The 17,342-nt window shown below is 67.8% G+C and carries 17 protein-coding genes and 1 pseudogene; 8 read left to right on the forward strand and 10 right to left on the reverse strand.

All coding sequences use genetic code 11. The annotated features are described in order from the left end of the window. The 4 genes from IB223_RS12625 to cysD all read right to left on the reverse strand — a co-directional run bounded on the left by IB223_RS12625 (window position 1) and on the right by cysD (window position 4,231). A complete protein-coding gene (locus IB223_RS12625; RefSeq protein ID WP_192202065.1) occupies window positions 1-1,107 on the reverse strand; it encodes an efflux RND transporter periplasmic adaptor subunit in 1,107 nt (368 codons plus the stop codon). Between the two features lie 165 nt (window positions 1,108-1,272). Continuing rightward, complete coding sequence (gene cysN / locus IB223_RS12630) at window positions 1,273-3,147, reverse strand: sulfate adenylyltransferase subunit CysN (RefSeq protein WP_192202066.1); 1,875 nt, start codon at window positions 3,145-3,147, stop codon at window positions 1,273-1,275. Next, window positions 3,144-3,320, reverse strand: a complete 177-nt coding sequence (locus IB223_RS12635) for a hypothetical protein (RefSeq protein WP_192202067.1) — start codon at window positions 3,318-3,320, stop codon at window positions 3,144-3,146. The genes cysN and IB223_RS12635 overlap by 4 nt, the downstream gene beginning before the upstream one ends. Continuing rightward, window positions 3,320-4,231 (reverse strand): sulfate adenylyltransferase subunit CysD, encoded by a 912-nt coding sequence (gene cysD / locus IB223_RS12640; RefSeq protein WP_192202068.1) that lies wholly within the window; start codon window positions 4,229-4,231, stop codon window positions 3,320-3,322. Before cysD ends, IB223_RS12635 begins: the two co-directional genes overlap by 1 nt. A gap of 205 nt (window positions 4,232-4,436) precedes the next feature. Between cysD and IB223_RS12645 the strand changes: the two genes are divergently transcribed. The 6 genes and pseudogenes from IB223_RS12645 to IB223_RS12670 all read left to right on the forward strand — a co-directional run bounded on the left by IB223_RS12645 (window position 4,437) and on the right by IB223_RS12670 (window position 11,453). Further along, window positions 4,437-6,296, forward strand: coding sequence for an assimilatory sulfite reductase (NADPH) flavoprotein subunit (locus IB223_RS12645; RefSeq protein WP_192202069.1), 1,860 nt, complete (start codon window positions 4,437-4,439; stop codon window positions 6,294-6,296). A gap of 92 nt (window positions 6,297-6,388) precedes the next feature. Continuing rightward, window positions 6,389-8,095: pseudogene (gene cysI, locus IB223_RS12650) on the forward strand (assimilatory sulfite reductase (NADPH) hemoprotein subunit); the annotation flags it as partial. After that, complete coding sequence (locus tag IB223_RS12655; protein WP_192202071.1) at window positions 8,092-8,805, forward strand: phosphoadenylyl-sulfate reductase; 714 nt, start codon at window positions 8,092-8,094, stop codon at window positions 8,803-8,805. The pseudogene cysI and the gene IB223_RS12655, both read left to right, overlap by 4 nt. Window positions 8,806-8,945: 140 nt before the next feature. After that, the gene (locus tag IB223_RS12660) at window positions 8,946-10,208 is read left to right on the forward strand and encodes a histidine kinase (protein WP_192202072.1); all 1,263 of its coding nucleotides are present in this window, start codon (window positions 8,946-8,948) and stop codon (window positions 10,206-10,208) included. After that, window positions 10,205-10,975, forward strand: coding sequence for a LytTR family DNA-binding domain-containing protein (locus IB223_RS12665; RefSeq protein WP_192202073.1), 771 nt, complete (start codon window positions 10,205-10,207; stop codon window positions 10,973-10,975). Before IB223_RS12660 ends, IB223_RS12665 begins: the two co-directional genes overlap by 4 nt. Window positions 10,976-11,087: 112 nt before the next feature. Beyond that, window positions 11,088-11,453, forward strand: coding sequence for a hypothetical protein (locus tag IB223_RS12670; RefSeq protein WP_192202074.1), 366 nt, complete (start codon window positions 11,088-11,090; stop codon window positions 11,451-11,453). A gap of 19 nt (window positions 11,454-11,472) precedes the next feature. Here IB223_RS12670 and IB223_RS12675 read toward each other — a convergent pair whose 3' ends face one another. The 3 genes from IB223_RS12675 to IB223_RS12685 form a co-directional block, all read right to left on the reverse strand. Next, window positions 11,473-11,856 carry a DUF2809 domain-containing protein gene (locus IB223_RS12675; RefSeq protein ID WP_192202075.1) on the reverse strand — a complete coding sequence of 128 codons (384 nt, stop codon included), beginning with the start codon at window positions 11,854-11,856 and terminating at the stop codon, window positions 11,473-11,475. Window positions 11,857-11,872: 16 nt separating this feature from the next. Next, window positions 11,873-12,220, reverse strand: a complete 348-nt coding sequence (locus IB223_RS12680) for a hypothetical protein (RefSeq protein WP_192202076.1) — start codon at window positions 12,218-12,220, stop codon at window positions 11,873-11,875. Window positions 12,221-12,300: 80 nt separating this feature from the next. After that, complete coding sequence (locus IB223_RS12685) at window positions 12,301-13,284, reverse strand: LysR family transcriptional regulator (RefSeq protein ID WP_192202077.1); 984 nt, start codon at window positions 13,282-13,284, stop codon at window positions 12,301-12,303. A 170-nt stretch (window positions 13,285-13,454) separates the two neighbouring features. Here IB223_RS12685 and cysG point away from each other — a divergent pair, with 170 nt between their 5' ends. Further along, window positions 13,455-14,915, forward strand: coding sequence for a siroheme synthase CysG (cysG, locus tag IB223_RS12690; protein ID WP_192202078.1), 1,461 nt, complete (start codon window positions 13,455-13,457; stop codon window positions 14,913-14,915). Window positions 14,916-14,937: 22 nt separating this feature from the next. Next, window positions 14,938-15,912, forward strand: coding sequence for a cysteine synthase A (gene cysK, locus IB223_RS12695; protein ID WP_192202079.1), 975 nt, complete (start codon window positions 14,938-14,940; stop codon window positions 15,910-15,912). Between the two features lie 3 nt (window positions 15,913-15,915). On the opposite strand, the gene IB223_RS12700 is transcribed toward cysK, so the two are convergent. The 3 genes from IB223_RS12700 to IB223_RS12710 all read right to left on the reverse strand — a co-directional run bounded on the left by IB223_RS12700 (window position 15,916) and on the right by IB223_RS12710 (window position 17,330). After that, a complete protein-coding gene (locus IB223_RS12700; RefSeq protein ID WP_192202080.1) occupies window positions 15,916-16,380 on the reverse strand; it encodes a DUF6265 family protein in 465 nt (154 codons plus the stop codon). 26 nt (window positions 16,381-16,406) lie between these two features. Then, entirely contained in the window at window positions 16,407-16,724 is a 318-nt protein-coding gene (locus IB223_RS12705; RefSeq protein ID WP_192202081.1) for an NINE protein, read from the reverse strand. Between the two features lie 219 nt (window positions 16,725-16,943). Next, a complete protein-coding gene (locus tag IB223_RS12710) occupies window positions 16,944-17,330 on the reverse strand; it encodes a VOC family protein (protein ID WP_192202082.1) in 387 nt (128 codons plus the stop codon). Window positions 17,331-17,342 lie beyond the last annotated feature (12 nt).

The following is a 17,342-nucleotide window of genomic DNA, read 5'->3' on the forward strand; positions in this document are numbered from 1 at the left end:
TCAGCCCTGGCCGTCGGCGGCGGGGGCGTCCTGCTTGGGCGTCGCCGCCGGGGCGGCATCGGCCACCTTCACACCCGGACGCAGCTTGCCGGTGCCGTCGATGACGATGCGGTCGCCGGCGGCAATGCCCTTCACGATCTCGACCTGGCCGTCACGCCGTACGCCCGCGGTCACCGCCGCCTGCTCGACGCTGCCATCCGGCTTGACCCGGTAGACGAACGAATCGCGGCCCACCTGCACCACCGCGATCTCGGGAATCACCAGCGCCTGCCGCTCGGGACGGAACAGGCGTACGTCCAGCAGCATGCCCGGACGCAGCTTGCGCTCGGCATTCGGAAACACCGCACGCACGGTCACGGCGCGCGTGGTCGCGTCGATGCGCGCTTCGATGGTCTCCACCTCGCCCTCGAACGACTCGCCCGGATACGCGGCAGCAGTCGCGGTCACCGTGTTGCCGGCCTCGACGGACGCCAGCGCGGCCTCCGGCACCTGGAAGTCCACGTACATGCGCGAGATGTCATCCAGCGTGGCGATGGTGCTGTTGGCGGTGATCAGCGAACCGGGACTGACCTGGCGGATGCCCAGGACCCCGGCGAACGGCGCGCGCACGCTGCGGTCGCCGATGTCGGCGCGCGCCTGGCGCACGCGCGCGGCGGCGGCATCGCGCAGCGCGAGCTGGGTATCCAGTTGCGAACGGGCGATCAGCTGCTGGTCGGCGAGTTCCTTCTGTCGACGGTAAAGACGTTCGGCCTCCGCGTAGGTCGCCTCAGCCTGCACCAGCGTGGCCTGCGCAGCGTCGCCCTTCAGCGTGACCAGGGTCTGGCCAGCCTTGACCTGCTGGCCGCTGTCGAAATGCACGTCCTGCACGATCTCGCTGACCTTCGCGGTCAGGGTGACGGACTCGCGTGCCTTCGCCGTGCCCAGCGCCTGCAAGGTGTCGTTCCATGCGCCCTGCTGGACGACCTGGGTGGTGACCGGGATGGGCCGCTCGCCCGCGCCGCCATTGCCGTTGCCCTTCGCCTGCGCACCCTTGTCACCGCCACAGGCGGCAAGCAGCAAGAGGGGCAGCGCGACCAGCAGGGCGCGGGGGGCAAATCGGTTGAGCATGGAACTTCCCGTAATTTCCGTTATTCACGCAGTCTACCGGCCGTACGTGAAACACGCTGCAGCAGATGCGGCGGTTCGTGCGGGAAACGCGCCAAAGGGCATGTGGTGCACATGCCCGACCATGACCTATGACCCTTGCCGGCTGCGGCGAGGTCGGCTCTTGCGTTACTCCAGGCCCAGCTTCGCCAGCACCTGGAGCGCCAGGGTTTGTGGGTCCTGTTCACCCGCGTGCAGATGCACATCGGGGTGCTCGGGGGTTTCATACGGCGAATCGATGCCGGTGAAATTCGGGATCAACCCCGCGCGGGCCTTGCGATACAGGCCCTTCACATCGCGCGCCTCGGCGAGATCGAGGGGCACGTCGACGAAGACCTCAATGAACTCACCGTCGGCGAACCGGTCGCGCGCCATCCGCCGCTCCGCGCGGAAGGGCGAAATGAAGCTGACCAGCACGATCAGGCCGGCGTCGGTCATCAGCTTCGCCACCTCGGCCACGCGACGGATGTTCTCCACGCGATCCTCGTCGGTGAAGCCGAGGTCGCGGTTCAGCCCGTGGCGTACGTTGTCGCCATCCAGCAGGAAGCTGTGGTAGCCCAGTGCATGCAGGCGCTTGTCGACCAGGTTGGCGATGGTGGATTTGCCCGCGCCGGAGAGGCCGGTGAACCACAGGACCTTCGGTACCTGCCCCTTCTGGCGCGCACGCGCGGCCTTGTCGACATCGACATGCTGCCAGTGCACGTTGCCGGCGCGGCGCAGCGCGAAGTCCAGCGTACCCGCAGCGGCCGTGCCGTTGTCGTAACGGTCGATCAGGATGAAGCTGCCCAGCGCGCGATTGCGGGCATAGGTATCGAAAGCGACCGGCTCATCCAGACTGAGGTTGCAGTAGCCCACCTCGTTGAGTTCCAGCCGCTTGGCGGCCAGGTGCTCCTGGGTATTCACGTCGATGCGGTGCTTGATCTCCGTCACCGTGGCCGACACCGTGCGCGCACCGATCTTCAGCCAGTAGGGCCGGCCCGGCAGCAGCGGCGCGTCGGACATCCACAGCAGGTGCGCGGCGAACTGGTCGGCGACCTCGGGCGGATCGCCGGCGGCAGCGATCACGTCGCCGCGGCTGATGTCGATCTCGTCCGCCAGGGTCAACGTCACGGCCTGGCCGGCGTGCGCCGTGGCGACTTCGCCATCCGGGCCGAGTACCTGCTCGATGCGTGAACGGCGCGCGGACGGCAGCACCACCACCTCGTCGCCCGGCTTCACCTCGCCGGCCGCGATCGTGCCTGCATAGCCGCGGAAATTCTGGTGCGGGCGGTTGACCCATTGCACCGGCAGGCGCAGGCCTGCACCGGTATCGTGCGCGTCGACCTGCACGCTTTCCAGGTGTTCCAGCAAGGCGGGGCCGGTGTACCACGGCGTGCGCGCGGAACGCGTGGACAGGTTGTCGCCTTCCAGCGCCGACAGCGGAATGCAGGCGATGGACGCAATGCCGAGCCGCTGCGCGAGCGCGCGGTAGTCGGCAGCGATGCGCTCGAACACGGCCTGGTCGAAGTCCACCAAGTCCATCTTGTTCACCGCCAGCACCACGTGGCGGATGCCAAGCAGCGAGACGATGTAGCTGTGCCGGTGCGTCTGCGTCAGCAGGCCCTTGCGCGCATCCACCAGCACCACCGCCAAGTCCGCGGTGGATGCGCCGGTGGCCATGTTGCGCGTGTACTGCTCATGCCCGGGGCAGTCGGCGACGATGAACTTGCGCTTGTCCGTATCGAAGTAGCGGTAGGCCACGTCGATGGTGATGCCCTGCTCGCGTTCGGCGGCCAGGCCGTCCAGCAGCAGCGCGTAGTCGATGCGCTCGCCCTGGGTGCCGTGCTTGCGGCTGTCCTTTTCCAGCGCGGCCAGCTGGTCGTCGAACAGGCGCTTGCTGTCGTACAGCAGGCGGCCGATCAGCGTGCTCTTGCCATCGTCCACGCTGCCGCAGGTGATGAAGCGCAACAGCGGCTTGGATTCGTGCTGTTTCAGGTAGGTGGCGATGTCGCCTGCGGTATTCATGCAGCGGCCACCGACATCATCTTCATGCGCGTCAACTCCAGACCGGTATTGTCATCCCAGCGAACGCTGGGATCCATCTTGATCTTGCAGGGAGCCCAGGCAAGCGTCATTGATCGCGCGAACACCAACTTGGATCCCAGCGTGCGCTGGGACGACGGCGGAGGGATGCTCATCAGAAATAGCCCTCCAGCTTCTTCTTCTCCATCGATGCACCCGGGTCCTGGTCGATCACCCGGCCCTGGCGCTCGGAACTGGTAGTCACCAGCATCTCGGCGATGATCTTCTCCAGCGAATCGGCGTCGGAGTCGATGGCGCCGGTCAGCGGGTAGCAGCCCAGGGTGCGGAAGCGCACGTGGCGCTGCTGCGGCACTTCGCCGTCGCGCAGCGGCAGGCGCTCGTCATCCACCAGGATCAGCGCGCCGTCGCGCTCCACTACGGCACGTTCGGCGGCGAAGTACAGCGGCACCACCGGAATGTTCTCGCGGTAGATATAGAGCCAGATGTCCAGTTCGGTCCAGTTGGACAGCGGGAACACGCGCACGCTCTCGCCCTTGTGGATGCGCGCGTTGTACAGGTTCCAGAGTTCGGGGCGCTGGTTCTTCGGGTCCCAGCGGTGCTTGTCGTTGCGGAAGGAGAACACGCGTTCCTTGGCGCGCGACTTCTCCTCGTCGCGGCGGGCACCGCCTATTGCGGCATCGAAGGCGTACTGGTCCAGCGCCTGCTTCAGGCCCTGGGTCTTCATCACGTCGGTGTGCACGGTGGCACCGTGGCTGATCGGCCCGATGTCCTGGGCGATCCCGTCCGGATTGATGTGTACCCGCAGATCCACGCCGGTCTCGGCGGCGCGCCGGTCGCGGAAGGCGATCATCTCGCGGAACTTCCAGCGGGTGTCCACGTGCAGCAGCGGGATGGGCGGCCGGGCCGGGGCGAACGCCTTCAGCAACAGGTGCAGCAGCACCGAACTGTCCTTGCCCACCGAGTACAGCAGCACCGGATTGCGGAATTCGGCGGCGACCTCGCGGAGGATGTGGATGCTTTCCGCTTCCAGGCGGTCGAGATGGGAGAGGCGGGGTACGGCGGTCATCGAGGCAGGCAAAGGGGGCGGAGGACCCGGACACGCTAGCCTAGCAGGGCGTTGGTGCCGGGTCCGGAGGCCGGGAAGTATTCGGCTCGCGCCTCATGCCGGCGAAATAAGCTCAGGCCATAAGCCCATAACCATGCGTCCTTTCAACGCGTGGCGTCGCCTTCCTAACATCGGTCGTCCCAGTCGCGCCCACGGGCCATACCGAATGTCCGCCACCCAGCCTGTTCCTGCCCCCATCCCCCTCGCGGAGGAACGGCGGGCGCTGCTGGCCCAGGCGGTCGCTGGCCTGGATGGCGCCAGCCTGTGGTGGATCTCGGGGTACACGGCAGGCCTGGCCCAGGCGCAACTCGCGCCGGCTGCCCACGCCGCCCCCCAGCCTCTGGCCGTCGTGCCGGCCGCCGGCCCGCAGGCCGGCCAGCGCCTGACCATCGTCTACGGCAGCCAGACCGGCAATGCCCGCCGCACCGCGGAAGCGCTGGCGCAGCAGGCGGAAGCCGCCGGATTGTCGGTTCGCCTGCTGCGGGCCGATGCCTACCCGCAGCGCGAGCTCGCCAACGAGCGCCTGCTGTACATCGTGATCAGCACGCAGGGCGAAGGCGATCCGCCGGACGACAGCATCGGCCTGGTGGAATTCCTGCGCGGCAAGCGCGCGCCGAAGCTGCCCGAACTCAAGTACGCCGTCCTCGGCCTGGGCGATTCCAGCTATGCCGACTTCTGCGGCATCGCCACGCGCCTGGACGCGCGCCTGGCCGAACTGGGCGGCAGCCGCCTGTTCGCTGCCGGGCTGGCGGATCTCGACATCGATACCGTCGCGGCTCCATGGCGCGAACAGGCGCTGGGACATGCGCGCGAGCTGCTGAAGGCACCCGCCGTCACCTCGCTCGCATCCGTCACCCCGCTGCGCCCGGGCCATGCGGCCGCGTGGTCGCACGAGCACCCGTTCCCCGCCGAGCTGCTGCTCAACCAGCGCATCAGCGGTCGCGACTTCAAGGGACCGCGCTTCGGCCAACACGGCGTTGCCGACAAGGACGTGCGCCATATCGAACTGTCGCTGGAAGGCAGCGGCCTGCACTATGAACCCGGCGACGCGCTGGGCGTGCGCCACCGCAATCCCGCTGCGCTGGTCGATGGCGTGATCGAGGCGCTGCAGCTGGACGGCGAGAGCGCCGTCAGCGAAGGCGGCGATACCCTGCCGCTGCGCGAATGGCTCGCGGCGCGCCGCGAACTGACTCGCGTGTCGCGTCCGTTCCTGGCCACGCATGCCGCACACGCGCAGGCGGAAGAACTCAACACCCTGCTCGGCCCGGCGAACGCGCCGGCGCTGGCGCAGTTGTTCGGCACCCACCAGATCATCGACGTGCTGCGTCGCTGGCCCGCCGACTGGTCCGCACAGGAACTGGTCGCCGCATTGCGCCCGCTGGCGCCACGCCTGTACTCCATCGCCTCCAGCCGCAAGCGCGTGGGCGAAGAGGCCCACCTGACCGTCGACGTGCTGGGTTACGACGCCTTCGGCCATGCACACGGCGGTGCGGCCAGCGGCTTCCTCGCCGCACGCGGGGAAGGCGACCAGGTACCGGTCTACATCGAGGCCAACGAACGCTTCCGCGTGCCCGCCGACGGCAGCCGCGACATCCTGATGATCGGCCCCGGCACCGGCGTGGCACCGTTCCGCGGATTCGTGCAAGAGCGCGCCGAGACCGGCGCGCGCGGGCGCAACTGGCTGTTCTTCGGCGCCCAGCATTTCAACCACGGCTTCTTCTACCAGAGCGAGTGGCAGGACGCGCTGCGCAGCGGCGAACTGCACCGGCTGGACCTGGCCTTCTCGCGCGACCAGGCACGCAAGGTGTACGTGCAGGACCGCCTGCGCGAACGTGGTCGCGAGGTCTACGACTGGCTGCAGAACGGTGCGCACCTGTACGTGTGCGGCGCCATCGCGATGGGCAAGGACGTGCAGGGCGCACTGCAGGCCATCGTGGTCGAGCATGGCGGGCTGGATGACGATGCGGCGCGCGAATACCTGGTGCAGCTGCAGACGGAGGGACGCTATAGCCGCGATGTGTATTGAGTCCGGCGCGTTTGTGGGAGCGACGTAAGTCGCGATCCCAGCACCCCGGGCGAAGCGATCGCGACTGACGTCGCTCCCACAGCCAGGATCAGAAGATGAGCAACCATTCCGTCGAAGACATCAAATCCGAGAGCAACCGCCTGCGCGGCAGCCTGCTCGACAGCCTGGCCGATCCGGTCACCGGCGCGCTGCGCGAGTCGGACCAGACCCTGATCAAGTACCACGGCAGTTACCAGCAGGACGACCGCGACCTGCGCGACGAGCGCCGCCGCCAGAAGCTGGAGCCGGCCTACCAGTTCATGATCCGTACGCGCACGCCCGGCGGTGTGGTCACGCCGGAGCAGTGGCTGAAGCTGGACGCCATCGCCACGCAGTACGCCAACCATTCGCTGCGGATCACCACGCGGCAGGCGTTCCAGTACCACGGCGTCATCAAGCGCGAACTCAAGGCCACCATGCAGGCCATCAACGCCGCGTTGATCGACACGCTGGCCGCCTGCGGCGACGTCAACCGCAACGTGCTGGTCGCGGCCAATCCGCTGGAATCGCGCGCGCATGCCGAGGTGCAGGCTTGGGCGGCAAAGCTGTCCGAGCATCTGCTGCCCAACACCCGCGCCTATTACGAGATCTGGCTGGACGAGGAGCGCGTGGCCGGCAGTGGCGAGGAAGAGGAGCCGATCTACGGCGCCACCTATCTGCCGCGCAAGTTCAAGGTCGGCTTCGCGGTGCCGCCGGTCAACGACGTGGACGTGTTCGCGAACGACCTCGGTTTCATCGCCATCCTCGAAGACGGCGCCCTCGCCGGTTTCAACGTGGTGATCGGCGGCGGCATGGGCGCGACCCATGGCGACGCCGAGACCTATCCGCGCGTCGGCAACGTGGTCGGTTTCATCACGCCCGACCAGCTGCTCGAGGTCGCCACGGCCGTCGTCACCACCCAGCGCGACCTCGGCAACCGCGAGCTGCGCAAGCGTGCGCGCTTCAAGTACACCATCGACGACCATGGCTTGGAGAAGGTGGTCGGCGAAATCGAACGCCGCAGCGGCGTGGCCCTGCAGCCCGTGCGCGCCTTCCGCTTCGACCACAACGGCGACCGCTACGGCTGGGTCGAGGGCGAAGACGGCCGCTGGCACCTGACCCTGCACCTGTACGCCGGCCGGATCGCCGACGCCGGGACCACGACGCATCTCACCGGCTTGCGCGAGATCGCCAACGTACACCGTGGCGAGTTCCGCATGACCGCGAACCAGAACCTCGTCATCGCCGGCGTGCCGGCGGGCGAACGCGAGCGCATCGACGCGCTGGTGAAGACGCACGGCCTGGATGCCGGTGAACGCCTGGGCACCGCCCTGCAGCGCGCGGCCGTGGCCTGCGTGGCGTTGCCCACCTGCGGCCTGGCGATGGCCGAGGCCGAACGCTACCTGCCCGGGTTCACCGATCGTCTGCAGCCGCTGCTGGAGAAGCACGGCCTGCGCGATGCGCCGATCGTGCTGCGCATCTCCGGTTGCCCGAATGGCTGCTCGCGTCCCTACCTGGCCGAGATCGCGCTGGTCGGCAAAGCGCCGGGGCGCTACAACCTGATGCTCGGCGGCGACGCCCGTGGCCAGCGGCTCAATACGCTGTACCGCGAGAACATCGACGAAGCCGCCATCCTCGACACGCTCGACGGCCTGTTCGCGCGCTACGCCGGCGAACGCGACGACGGCGAAGGCTTCGGCGACTTCCTTCATCGCAGCGGCGTGGTCGCCCTGCCCGCCTACCCCACCCATCGACAGATCGCACTGGAACTGCACGCATGAGCGCCCTCGCCCTTTCCCTGGACACGGACCAGATCGCCGAGCACAACGCTTGGCTGGAGACGCAGACCGCCGAGCAGCGCATCGCGTGGGCGCTGGAGCATGGCCCGGCGGAAGCGGCGATGTCGTCGAGCTTCGGCGCGCAGGCGGCCGTGCTGTTGCACATGGTCACCCGCCAGAAGCCGGACATTCCCGTGGTGCTGATCGACACCGGTTATCTGTTCCCCGAGACCTACCGCTTCGCCGACGAACTGACCGAACGCCTGCAGCTCAACCTGCAGGTGTTCCGCCCGCTGGTCAGCCGCGCCTGGATGGAAGCGCGCCATGGCCGCCTGTGGGAACAGGGCCTGGTCGGCATCGAGCAGTACAACAGCCTGCGCAAGGTCGAACCGATGAAGCGCGCCCTGAAGGAACTGGGCGTGGGCACCTGGTTCACCGGCCTGCGCCGCAGCCAGGCCACCAGCCGGGCCAACGCACCCGTGCTGCAGCAGCGCGAGGACCGCTGGAAGCTCAACCCGATCGTCGACTGGACCGACCGCGACGTCTGGCAGTACATGAAGCAGCACGGCCTGCCGTACCACCCGCTGTGGGAGCAGGGCTACGTGTCGATCGGCGACTTCCACACCACGCGCCGCTGGGAGCCCGGCATGCGCGAGGAAGACACCCGCTTCAACGGCCTGAAGCGCGAGTGCGGCATCCACATCGACGTCTGATGGCAGCCCCGACAGCCTGAGGCATTCGCGTCGGGCCAGCCCGGTTTCGTCGCCGCATCGCGGGGTCCGTCGCGCACCCTCTTCCCTCCCGGGACGGGCGGGCTATCCTCCACGGCACTCCCGAAGCCGCGGTGTCCCACGTGTTCCCAAGTCTGCTCCTGATCGTCCGCATCCTCGTCGCCTGGTTCGGCGCAGTGCTCATGGCGGGCTTCATCTGGAACGGCATCTTCGAACGGACCGTGCTGTCCGGCGCCGCCGAGTGGCTCTTCAACCTCGCCTCGACCCTGGTGATGCTGTCGGTGCTGATCGGCCTGATCAGCCATCTGCGCCGGATCTGGCTGATCACGGGAAGGCTGGACAGCACCACGCTGTCGAGCCGCCAGCGCCGGCAGATCGAAGTGCCGCTGGATACGGCCGCCGCCTTCGCCCTGATCGAAGGCGCGCTGCGCGAACTGCCGCGCGCGGAGGAGGCGGAGAGCGCTCCCGACAGTCTGCAGGTGCGGGTCAAGGTGCGCCGCGTGGACAGTTTCGACGGTCCCAGCCAGCCCTCGCGCTTCAACATCATGGCCCGCTTCGCGGTGAAGCGTGACCTGGTGCAGGCCACCGTCACCCCCGGCAATGGCACCAGTAGCATCACCCTGATGCTGGGCCCGGATGCCAGCGCCTGGCTCGACCTGTTCGTGCTGGACGACGGCGTGAACGTGGAGAACGCCGAAGCCGTCACCCGCGCCATCACCCGCCGCGTCGCCGACCAGCGCCGGCAGGAACAGGCCGACGTCGAGAAGACCGTCAGCGAAAAGGAACTGACCGTGGCGCGCCTGAACCTGCTCAACGCGCAGGTGGAGCCGCACTTCCTCTACAACACGCTGGCCAGCGCACAGGTGCTGACCCGCACCGATCCACCGCGCGCCGACATCATGCTGGGCCACCTGATCCACTACCTGCGCAGCTCGCTGCCGCGCACCGACGAGGCCCTGTCCACGCTGGGTGAGGAACTGGAGCGCACCCAAGCCTACCTGGAGATCCTGAAGATCCGCATGGGCACCCGGCTCAACGTGCAGGTGGAAGTGCCGGACGCGCTGAAGGCGGTGCCGATGCCGTCGATGATGCTGCAGACGCTGGTGGAGAACGCGATCAAGCACGGTCTGGAACCCAAGACCGGCGGCGGCACCATCTGGATCCTCGCCCGCAAGCACGATGACCACGCTACGCTCACCGTCGCCGACGACGGCCAGGGCTTCGGCGGCCAGAGCACCGGCACCGGCATTGGCCTGAAGAACCTGCGCGAACGCCTGCGCCTGACCTTCGGCAGCGAGGCTTCGTTCGCCATCGTCTCCAATTTCCCCAGTGGCGTCGCCGCCACGTTGACGCTGCCGCTGGCCGGCAAGGCAGGTGCCGCATGAACTTCCGGGGCGTGATCGCCGAAGACGAGGAGCTGCTGCGCACCGCGCTGTCCTCGCTGTTGAAGGAGGCCTGGCCGCAGCTGGACATCGTGGCCGAGTGCGAGGATGGCGCCAGCGCGCTGGAATCCATCGCCGAGCTGCGGCCGGACGTGGCCTTCCTCGACATCCGCATGCCCGGCCTGAGCGGCATCGAAGTCGCCCGTGGACTGACCGAAGCCAGCCCGCGCACGCAAGTGGTGTTCGTCACCGCCTACGACCAGTACGCGATCGATGCGTTCGAACAGGGCGCCATCGACTACCTGCTGAAACCGATCACCCGCGAGCGCCTGCTGGCCACCGTGCAGCGAATCCAGGCGCGCGCCGCGGCGGGCCATCCCGACGGCGCAACGCTGGAAGCGCTGCTGCGCCACCTGTCGGCGCGACAAGGCGCGTCGAGCAAGCCGCCGCTGGTCTGGATCACCGCCAGCGTCGGCAAGGACACCAAATTGATCATGGTGGACGACGTGGCCTACTTCCAGGCCGACAACAAGTACACCACCGTGATGACCGCCGAAGGCGAATCGCTGCTGCGCACGCCATTGCGCGAATTACTCGATTCGCTGGATCAGAACACCTTCAAGCAGATCCACCGCTCCACCATCGTCAACATGAAGGCCGTCGCCTCGGTCAGTCGCGATGACGCAGGCCGTGGTCGGCTGAAGTTGAAGACGCGTCCGGAAACCCTGACCGTCAGCCAGCCCTTCATGACGCTGTTCCGCAACATGTAGCACCGCTCTAAACCCGGCCGCCCCGTGCGGCATCCAACGTGGCATCACCGGCACGGCGCGCCTGCGTCGTGGATGGCTTGCCTTTGCCCATCGAAACACCAGAGGAAACGCCATGCGCATCGTCACATCCCTGCTGTCCTGCCTGATGGCCCTGGCAGGATGCAACGAGAAGCCCAGCGTCACCACCATCCACCACAGCAGCGCCAACGGCGTGGACACGCTCTTCAGCAAGACCACGGTGCGGGAGGGCGTGGCGAGGTTCGAGTGCTTCGCCAGCGAGAGCGGCCAGTGCCATTACCTCGTTTACACCGAACACTGCCCTGCACCCGCACCGGGCAAAAACCCTGCGCCCTGCACGCGCACGACACTGGAGAACTTCGCGCTGGCGCCCGGCAAGACCCATGAGATACGCGGACTGCCCACCCGCTACCGGGAATGCGTGGCACAACAGCAGGTCGGGGGGAGTTGCCCCTCGTAGACGCGAACCCATATGCGCCTCATGCCGCCGGGGCGCCGACATGACGGTGCTCCAGCAGGAGCGCCAACAGGAAGCCGATCAGGTAGGCCAACACGTCCAGCGCATCCGGCGTGCTGCCCAGCACGATGCGCAGCACCGGCGACGCCACCTGCCAGCCCGTCTGCTGACTGACGTATTGCACCGCCTCGACCACCAGTCCCACGGCGAGCGCCAGCAGCGGCCGCATCGGAGGACGCATCCAGGCGACGGTGGCGAGCAGACAATGCACCCAGACCACCGCGAGGACGTCGCCCACGAAGCTCCTTGTCCAGCCGAGCCCCGCGCCGACGGTCGCCAGCAACACGAGCAATACCAGCAATGCCAGCGCCCAGGCAGCGGAGACCGCGTCGAACCGCCATCTCATGCGTGTGCGCCGCCCTTCAGCCGCCAGCGCAATGCGCGCCCTCCAGCGACTTGCCACCACAGGCCAGACACTTGCGGTACTTCTGTCGCTGCCGGTTGTAGCGCAGGCGCGACATCATGCCGCCGCAGGCGCAGCGCAGTTCGCGGCCCCGCGCCCAGCGGTACAGCCGCCAACTGGAATGCAGCGCCCACCCGGTGCCCAACAGGATGGCGAGCAGGAACGACAACGACGCCAGCCGTTGCGGCGGAATACCCACCAGCACGCGCTCGGTGCGGGTGACGGCTTCGGCCGTCGCCAGCCCGCCGAGGGTGATGACGACCGCCGGCACGTACATGCGCAGCACCATCTTCGATATGCGATTCATCGCGGTATCCGACCGTGTCGACGAGACTTCAGGCTCGCGCAGGTCGGGGGATGCCGTCAATCACGTGATCGGGGGACGATTCAACTGGTGATCGTCTGGGTGAGCGCTGCCCACGTAGGGGGCTCGGGCCAATCCGGATCCTGGTTACCATCGATCACCCGGCGCAGGTCGCGACGGTCGATCTGCGGTGCCAGCGCGCGCACCAGGTCCAGCGCGTAATCGCGCAGCACGCGCTCACGCGGCAGCACCGCCCACGTGATGCATTCCTTGACCTCCGCCGGTGCCGGCCATGCGCGCAGATCGGTGTCGGTGGCATTCACCGCCATCTCGGCCAGCAGACCCACGCCGAGGCCCGCGCGGACGTAGGTCTTGATCAGGTCGGCATCGAGCGCGGTCAGGGCGATGTTGGGCTCCAGCCCCACCTTGGCGAAGGCGCGTTGCAGCGATGACCCCGGCCGGGTGGAGGATTCGTAGCTGATGAGGGGCTGCCCGGCGAGATCGGCCATCCCCGGCACGCGACCGAGCTCCTCCAGCGCGTGGCCGCGTGGCACCAGCACCAGCCGGCGCCAGCGGTACAGCGGCACGGCGATGCCCGCCTGTGGCTGATCGCCGGCGGTACTGACCACGGCCATGTCGGCATCGCCCTGGGTCAGCAGGTCCAGCGCCTGGCTTTCCGGCGCCTGCTGCAGATGCACGCTCACCTGGGGGAAATCCCGCTTGATCTGGGCGATGGCCGGCGGCAGCACGAAGCGCGCCTGCGTATGCGTGGTCACCAGCACCAGCTGGCCCTGGCTCTCGCGGCGCTGGTTGGCGGCGTAGGTGCGGATATTGTTGGCCTCGGCCAGCACCAGCCGCGCGCGCTCGATCACTTCGTTGCCGGCAGGCGTCACGGCTTCCAGGCTCCTGCCCTTGCGCACGAACAGCAGGAAGCCCAACTCGTCTTCCAGTTGCTTGAGCTGCTTGGACAGGCCGGGCTGGGTGGCATGCACCCGCGCCGCCGCCAGCGTGATGTTCAGGTCGGCATCGGCGATGGCCACCAGATAGCGAAGTTGGGTCAGCGTCATCGGCGTGGGGCGCGCATCGGCCCACCGGAAGGGGGCCTTGGACTGTAGAGGATTTGTCCGGACCGTAGCCGGCCGGCCTTATAACCGCAGGATATATGGTTCTCGTGGGATGTCATTTCCGACCGCCATGAGGCGGCAGTACGGTCAGCAACCCAGCCGCCATCCTCCCCATGCCCGTGAGTGCTCCGTTGTTCCCCCTGTTCGCCGACCTGCAAGGCCGCCGGGTACTCGTCGTGGGTGGCGGCCCGGTCGCGGAAAGGAAGACAGGCGCGCTGCTGCATGCCGGCGCCCGTCCGCGCGTGGGCGCGCCGGAGCTCACGCCGAAACTGCGCACGTGGCACGAGGAAGGACGCATCGACTGGATTGCCGGGCGTTTTGATGCCCACTGGCTGTCGGGGGCATGGCTGGTGGTCGCCGCGACCGACGATGCGTCGGTCAACCGCGCGGTCGCCGCCGCCGCCGAAGCGCGCCACGTGTTCGCCAATGTCGTGGACGACGGCGAACTCTCCAGCTTCCAGGTGCCCGCCATCGTCGAGCGCGGCCCGCTGCAGATCGCCATTTCCAGCGGCGGCGGCGCGCCGATGCTGGCCCGCCACCTGCGTCGCCAGCTCGAGACCCTGCTGGATGATTCCTGGACCTCGCTGGCCGACCTGTTCACCCGGCAGCGCCAACGCATCCGCCAGCGCTTCCCGCAGCCTGGCGAGCGCCGCCGCTTCTTCGAGAGGCTGCTGGCAGGCCCCTTGCCCCGCCTGTTCCGCCAGCAGTTGCATGCGCAGGCCGAACAGCATTTCCAGGCCATGCTGGATGAGCGCGCCGCTACCACGCATGCCGGCTCGGTCGCGGTGGTCGGCGCCGGCCCCGGCGATGCCGGCCTGCTGACGCTCAACGCGTTGCGCGCCATGAACGAGGCCGACGTGATCCTGCACGATCGCCTGGTCAGCGAGGACGTGCTTCGCCTCGGCCGTCGCGATGCGACCTACATAGAAGTAGGCAAGTCGGCCACCGGCCACAGCACCCGCCAGGAGGAGATCCATGCGTTGATGCTGGAGCATGCGCGCGCCGGCAAGCGCGTGGTGCGGTTGAAAGGCGGCGATCCGTTCGTGTTCGGTCGTGGCGGCGAAGAGCTGGAATTCCTGCGCGCGCACCACATTCCCTATGAGGTGGTGCCCGGCATCACCGCCGCCGTTGCGTGCGCCGCGTACGCCGGCATCCCGCTGACCCATCGCGACCACGCGCAGTCGGTGAAGCTGGTGACGGCGCACTGCAAGGAGTCGTTCGACACGTTGGACTGGCAGGCGCTGGCGCAGGAGCGGCAGACACTGGCGGTCTACATGGGCGTGGCGGGGCTCGAAGGCCTTCGCGACCGGCTGGTGCAGCACGGCCGAGCAGCGTCCACGCCCTTCGCTTTGATCGAGAACGGCACGCGCCGCGAGCAACGCGTGCTGAATGGCACCCTGGCCGATCTTCCGGAAACCGCGCGTTTCCATCAGGTACGTTCACCTGCCCTGCTGGTCCTCGGCGAGGTGGCCGCGCTGGCGGATGCGCTGCACTGGTTCGGCGCGCCGCCACTCGGCGCAGGCGCGTCCACACATTCCCGCAACCTCCCGGCGCCCACACTGCAGGCCGCCTGATCCACGCACTTACGGAGACCCCATGGCCGTTTACGACAGCATCCTGGACACCATCGGCCGCACCCCGGTCGTCAAGCTGCATCGCATCGCACCCGAGCACGTCACGCTGTACGCCAAGGTCGAATCGTTCAACCCGGGCGGATCGGTGAAGGACCGCCTGGCGCTGGCGATCATCCTCGATGCGGAGGCCAAGGGACTGCTGAAACCCGGCGATACCATCGTCGAAGCGACCTCCGGCAACACCGGCGTCGCACTCGCCATGGTCGCCGCCGCGCGCGGCTACAAGTTCGTGGCCACGATGGTCGAGACCTTCTCGATCGAACGCCGCAAACTCATGCGCGCGTACGGCGCCAAGGTGATCCTGACGCCGGCCGCCGAACGCGGCAGCGGCATGGTGCGCCGCGCCGAGGAACTGGCGAAGCAGCACGGCTGGTTCCTTGCCCGCCAATTCGCCAATCCCGCCAATCCCGCCTATCACCGGCAGACGACGGCGGCGGAAATCCTGCGCGATTTCGCCGGCCAGCGACTCGACCATTTCGTCACCGGCTGGGGTACCGGCGGCACGCTGACGGGCGTGGGCGAAGTGCTCAAGGTCGCGCGTCCGGAAGTGCGCATCACCGCCTCCGAACCGGCGGGCGCCTCGTTGTTGCAGGGCAAGGAATGGCAGCCGCACAAGATCCAGGGCTGGACCCCGGACTTCGTGCCGGACGTGCTGAACCGCGAGGTGGCCGACGAGATCCTGCCGGTCACCGACGTGGAGGCCATCGCCACCGCGCGCCGCCTTGCGGCCGAGGAAGGCATCTTCGTCGGCATCTCCGGCGGCGCCACGGTCGCTGCCGCGCTGCAGGTTGCGCAGAAGGCCAAGCCCGGCGACGTGCTGCTGGCGATGCTCCCGGACACCGGCGAGCGCTACTTCTCCACGCCGCTGTTCGAAGGCGTCAATGAGGGTTCGGACGACGACTGGCTGGCCTCGCTGGGCGAGGCCGCGCTGCCGTAAGGTTCAATCGGCCGGCGGCGCGTCGCAGTCGCGCCGCCACGTCCATTCCAGCGCCTTGCCCTCATCACGGCCGTCGTCGACGCGGGCATGCAGCGTGTCGGCGCCCCGCCGCTGGTAGATCACGCGACGCGGAAAGTCGTGCGAGGGATTGGCGAACACGACGCGATCCTTCTCCACGCTGGCCGCCGGGAACGCGGTGACCGCGCCACCGCCCGGCTGCGCCAGCAACACCCAGCGCCCGTCCTGCTGCGCGATGCGCATGAACTCGAAGCCTGTCGCCTTGCCATCGCGCGAATCACGGTGCATGCCGACCAGAAGGCCGCCGCGGGGCGCCATCCAGGTTTCCTCGCTGAATGTCTTTCCATGCTGGCCGCACCAGTGGCCCGCCAGCCACTCCAGTTCTCCGGCATGTGCGCCGGAGGCTAGCGCCAGCAGCAGGCCGGTCATGCACGGGAAGGTTGGCTTCATGGCATTACCCTCATCGACGTGACGCCTCAATACATCGGCTTGCCGTCGCTGTCGACGGTGACGGTACAGATCTCCACGATCGTCCAGATGTACATCGGCAACCAGAGCAGCCAGCACGAGAGCACGCTGACCAGCAGCTGGATCAATCCCCTCTGGTTGTAGCCGGCATAGAAGTTGTGCACCCCCGGCACGCCGATCAATCCCAGCAGCGCACCGAACAGGATGAAATTGGTGCGGCTTTTTCCCTGCGCCACAGCCTGCTGGAAGTATCCCGTCGCCACGCCACATTGCGGGCACGCGACGGCCTCGTCGACCAGCTGCTGGCCGCATTGTCTGCAGAACATCCGACATCCCCCGAGTGAACGGCACGCACGTTAGCAGGCCGAGGCGGGCGAATCCACGCTTGTACGGAGTCCTGTAGGAGCGACGTAAGTCGCGACCGCATGTCGTCGGCCACGCATATCCTTGGTCAAGCCGGGTGCGGCAAGGCGATGCGCTGTCTGCGAGATCCCAACATGGATGGCGTGCGGTCGCGACTCACGTCGCTCACCACAGTGAGCACCTCACTGCTCGTACAGCTCCAGCGGCAGACCGTCCGGATCGGCGAAGAAGGTGAAGCGACGACCGGTGTACTCGTCCACACGCACCGGCTCTGTCGCTACATCATGAGAATGCAGGTGGGAGACGGCCGTATCGATGTCGGCCACGCGCAGCGCCAAGTGACGCAGTCCGCACGCCTCCGGTCGCGACACACGCGGCGGCGGCGAGGGAAAGGAGAACAGCTCGACCTGCGCGCCATCGGGCAGCGCGAGGTCGAGCTTCCAGGAATCACGTTCCGCGCGGTAATGCTCGGCGACCACGCGCAGTCCGAGCACGTCGGTATAGAAGCGCTTCGAGCGCGCGTAGTCGGACGCGATGATCGCTACGTGGTGCAGGCCTTCGATCTTCATGCGGGCAGTGTA

This window comes from Pseudoxanthomonas sp. PXM03, assembly GCF_014852005.1.
Lineage (GTDB): Bacteria > Pseudomonadota > Gammaproteobacteria > Xanthomonadales > Xanthomonadaceae > Pseudoxanthomonas_A.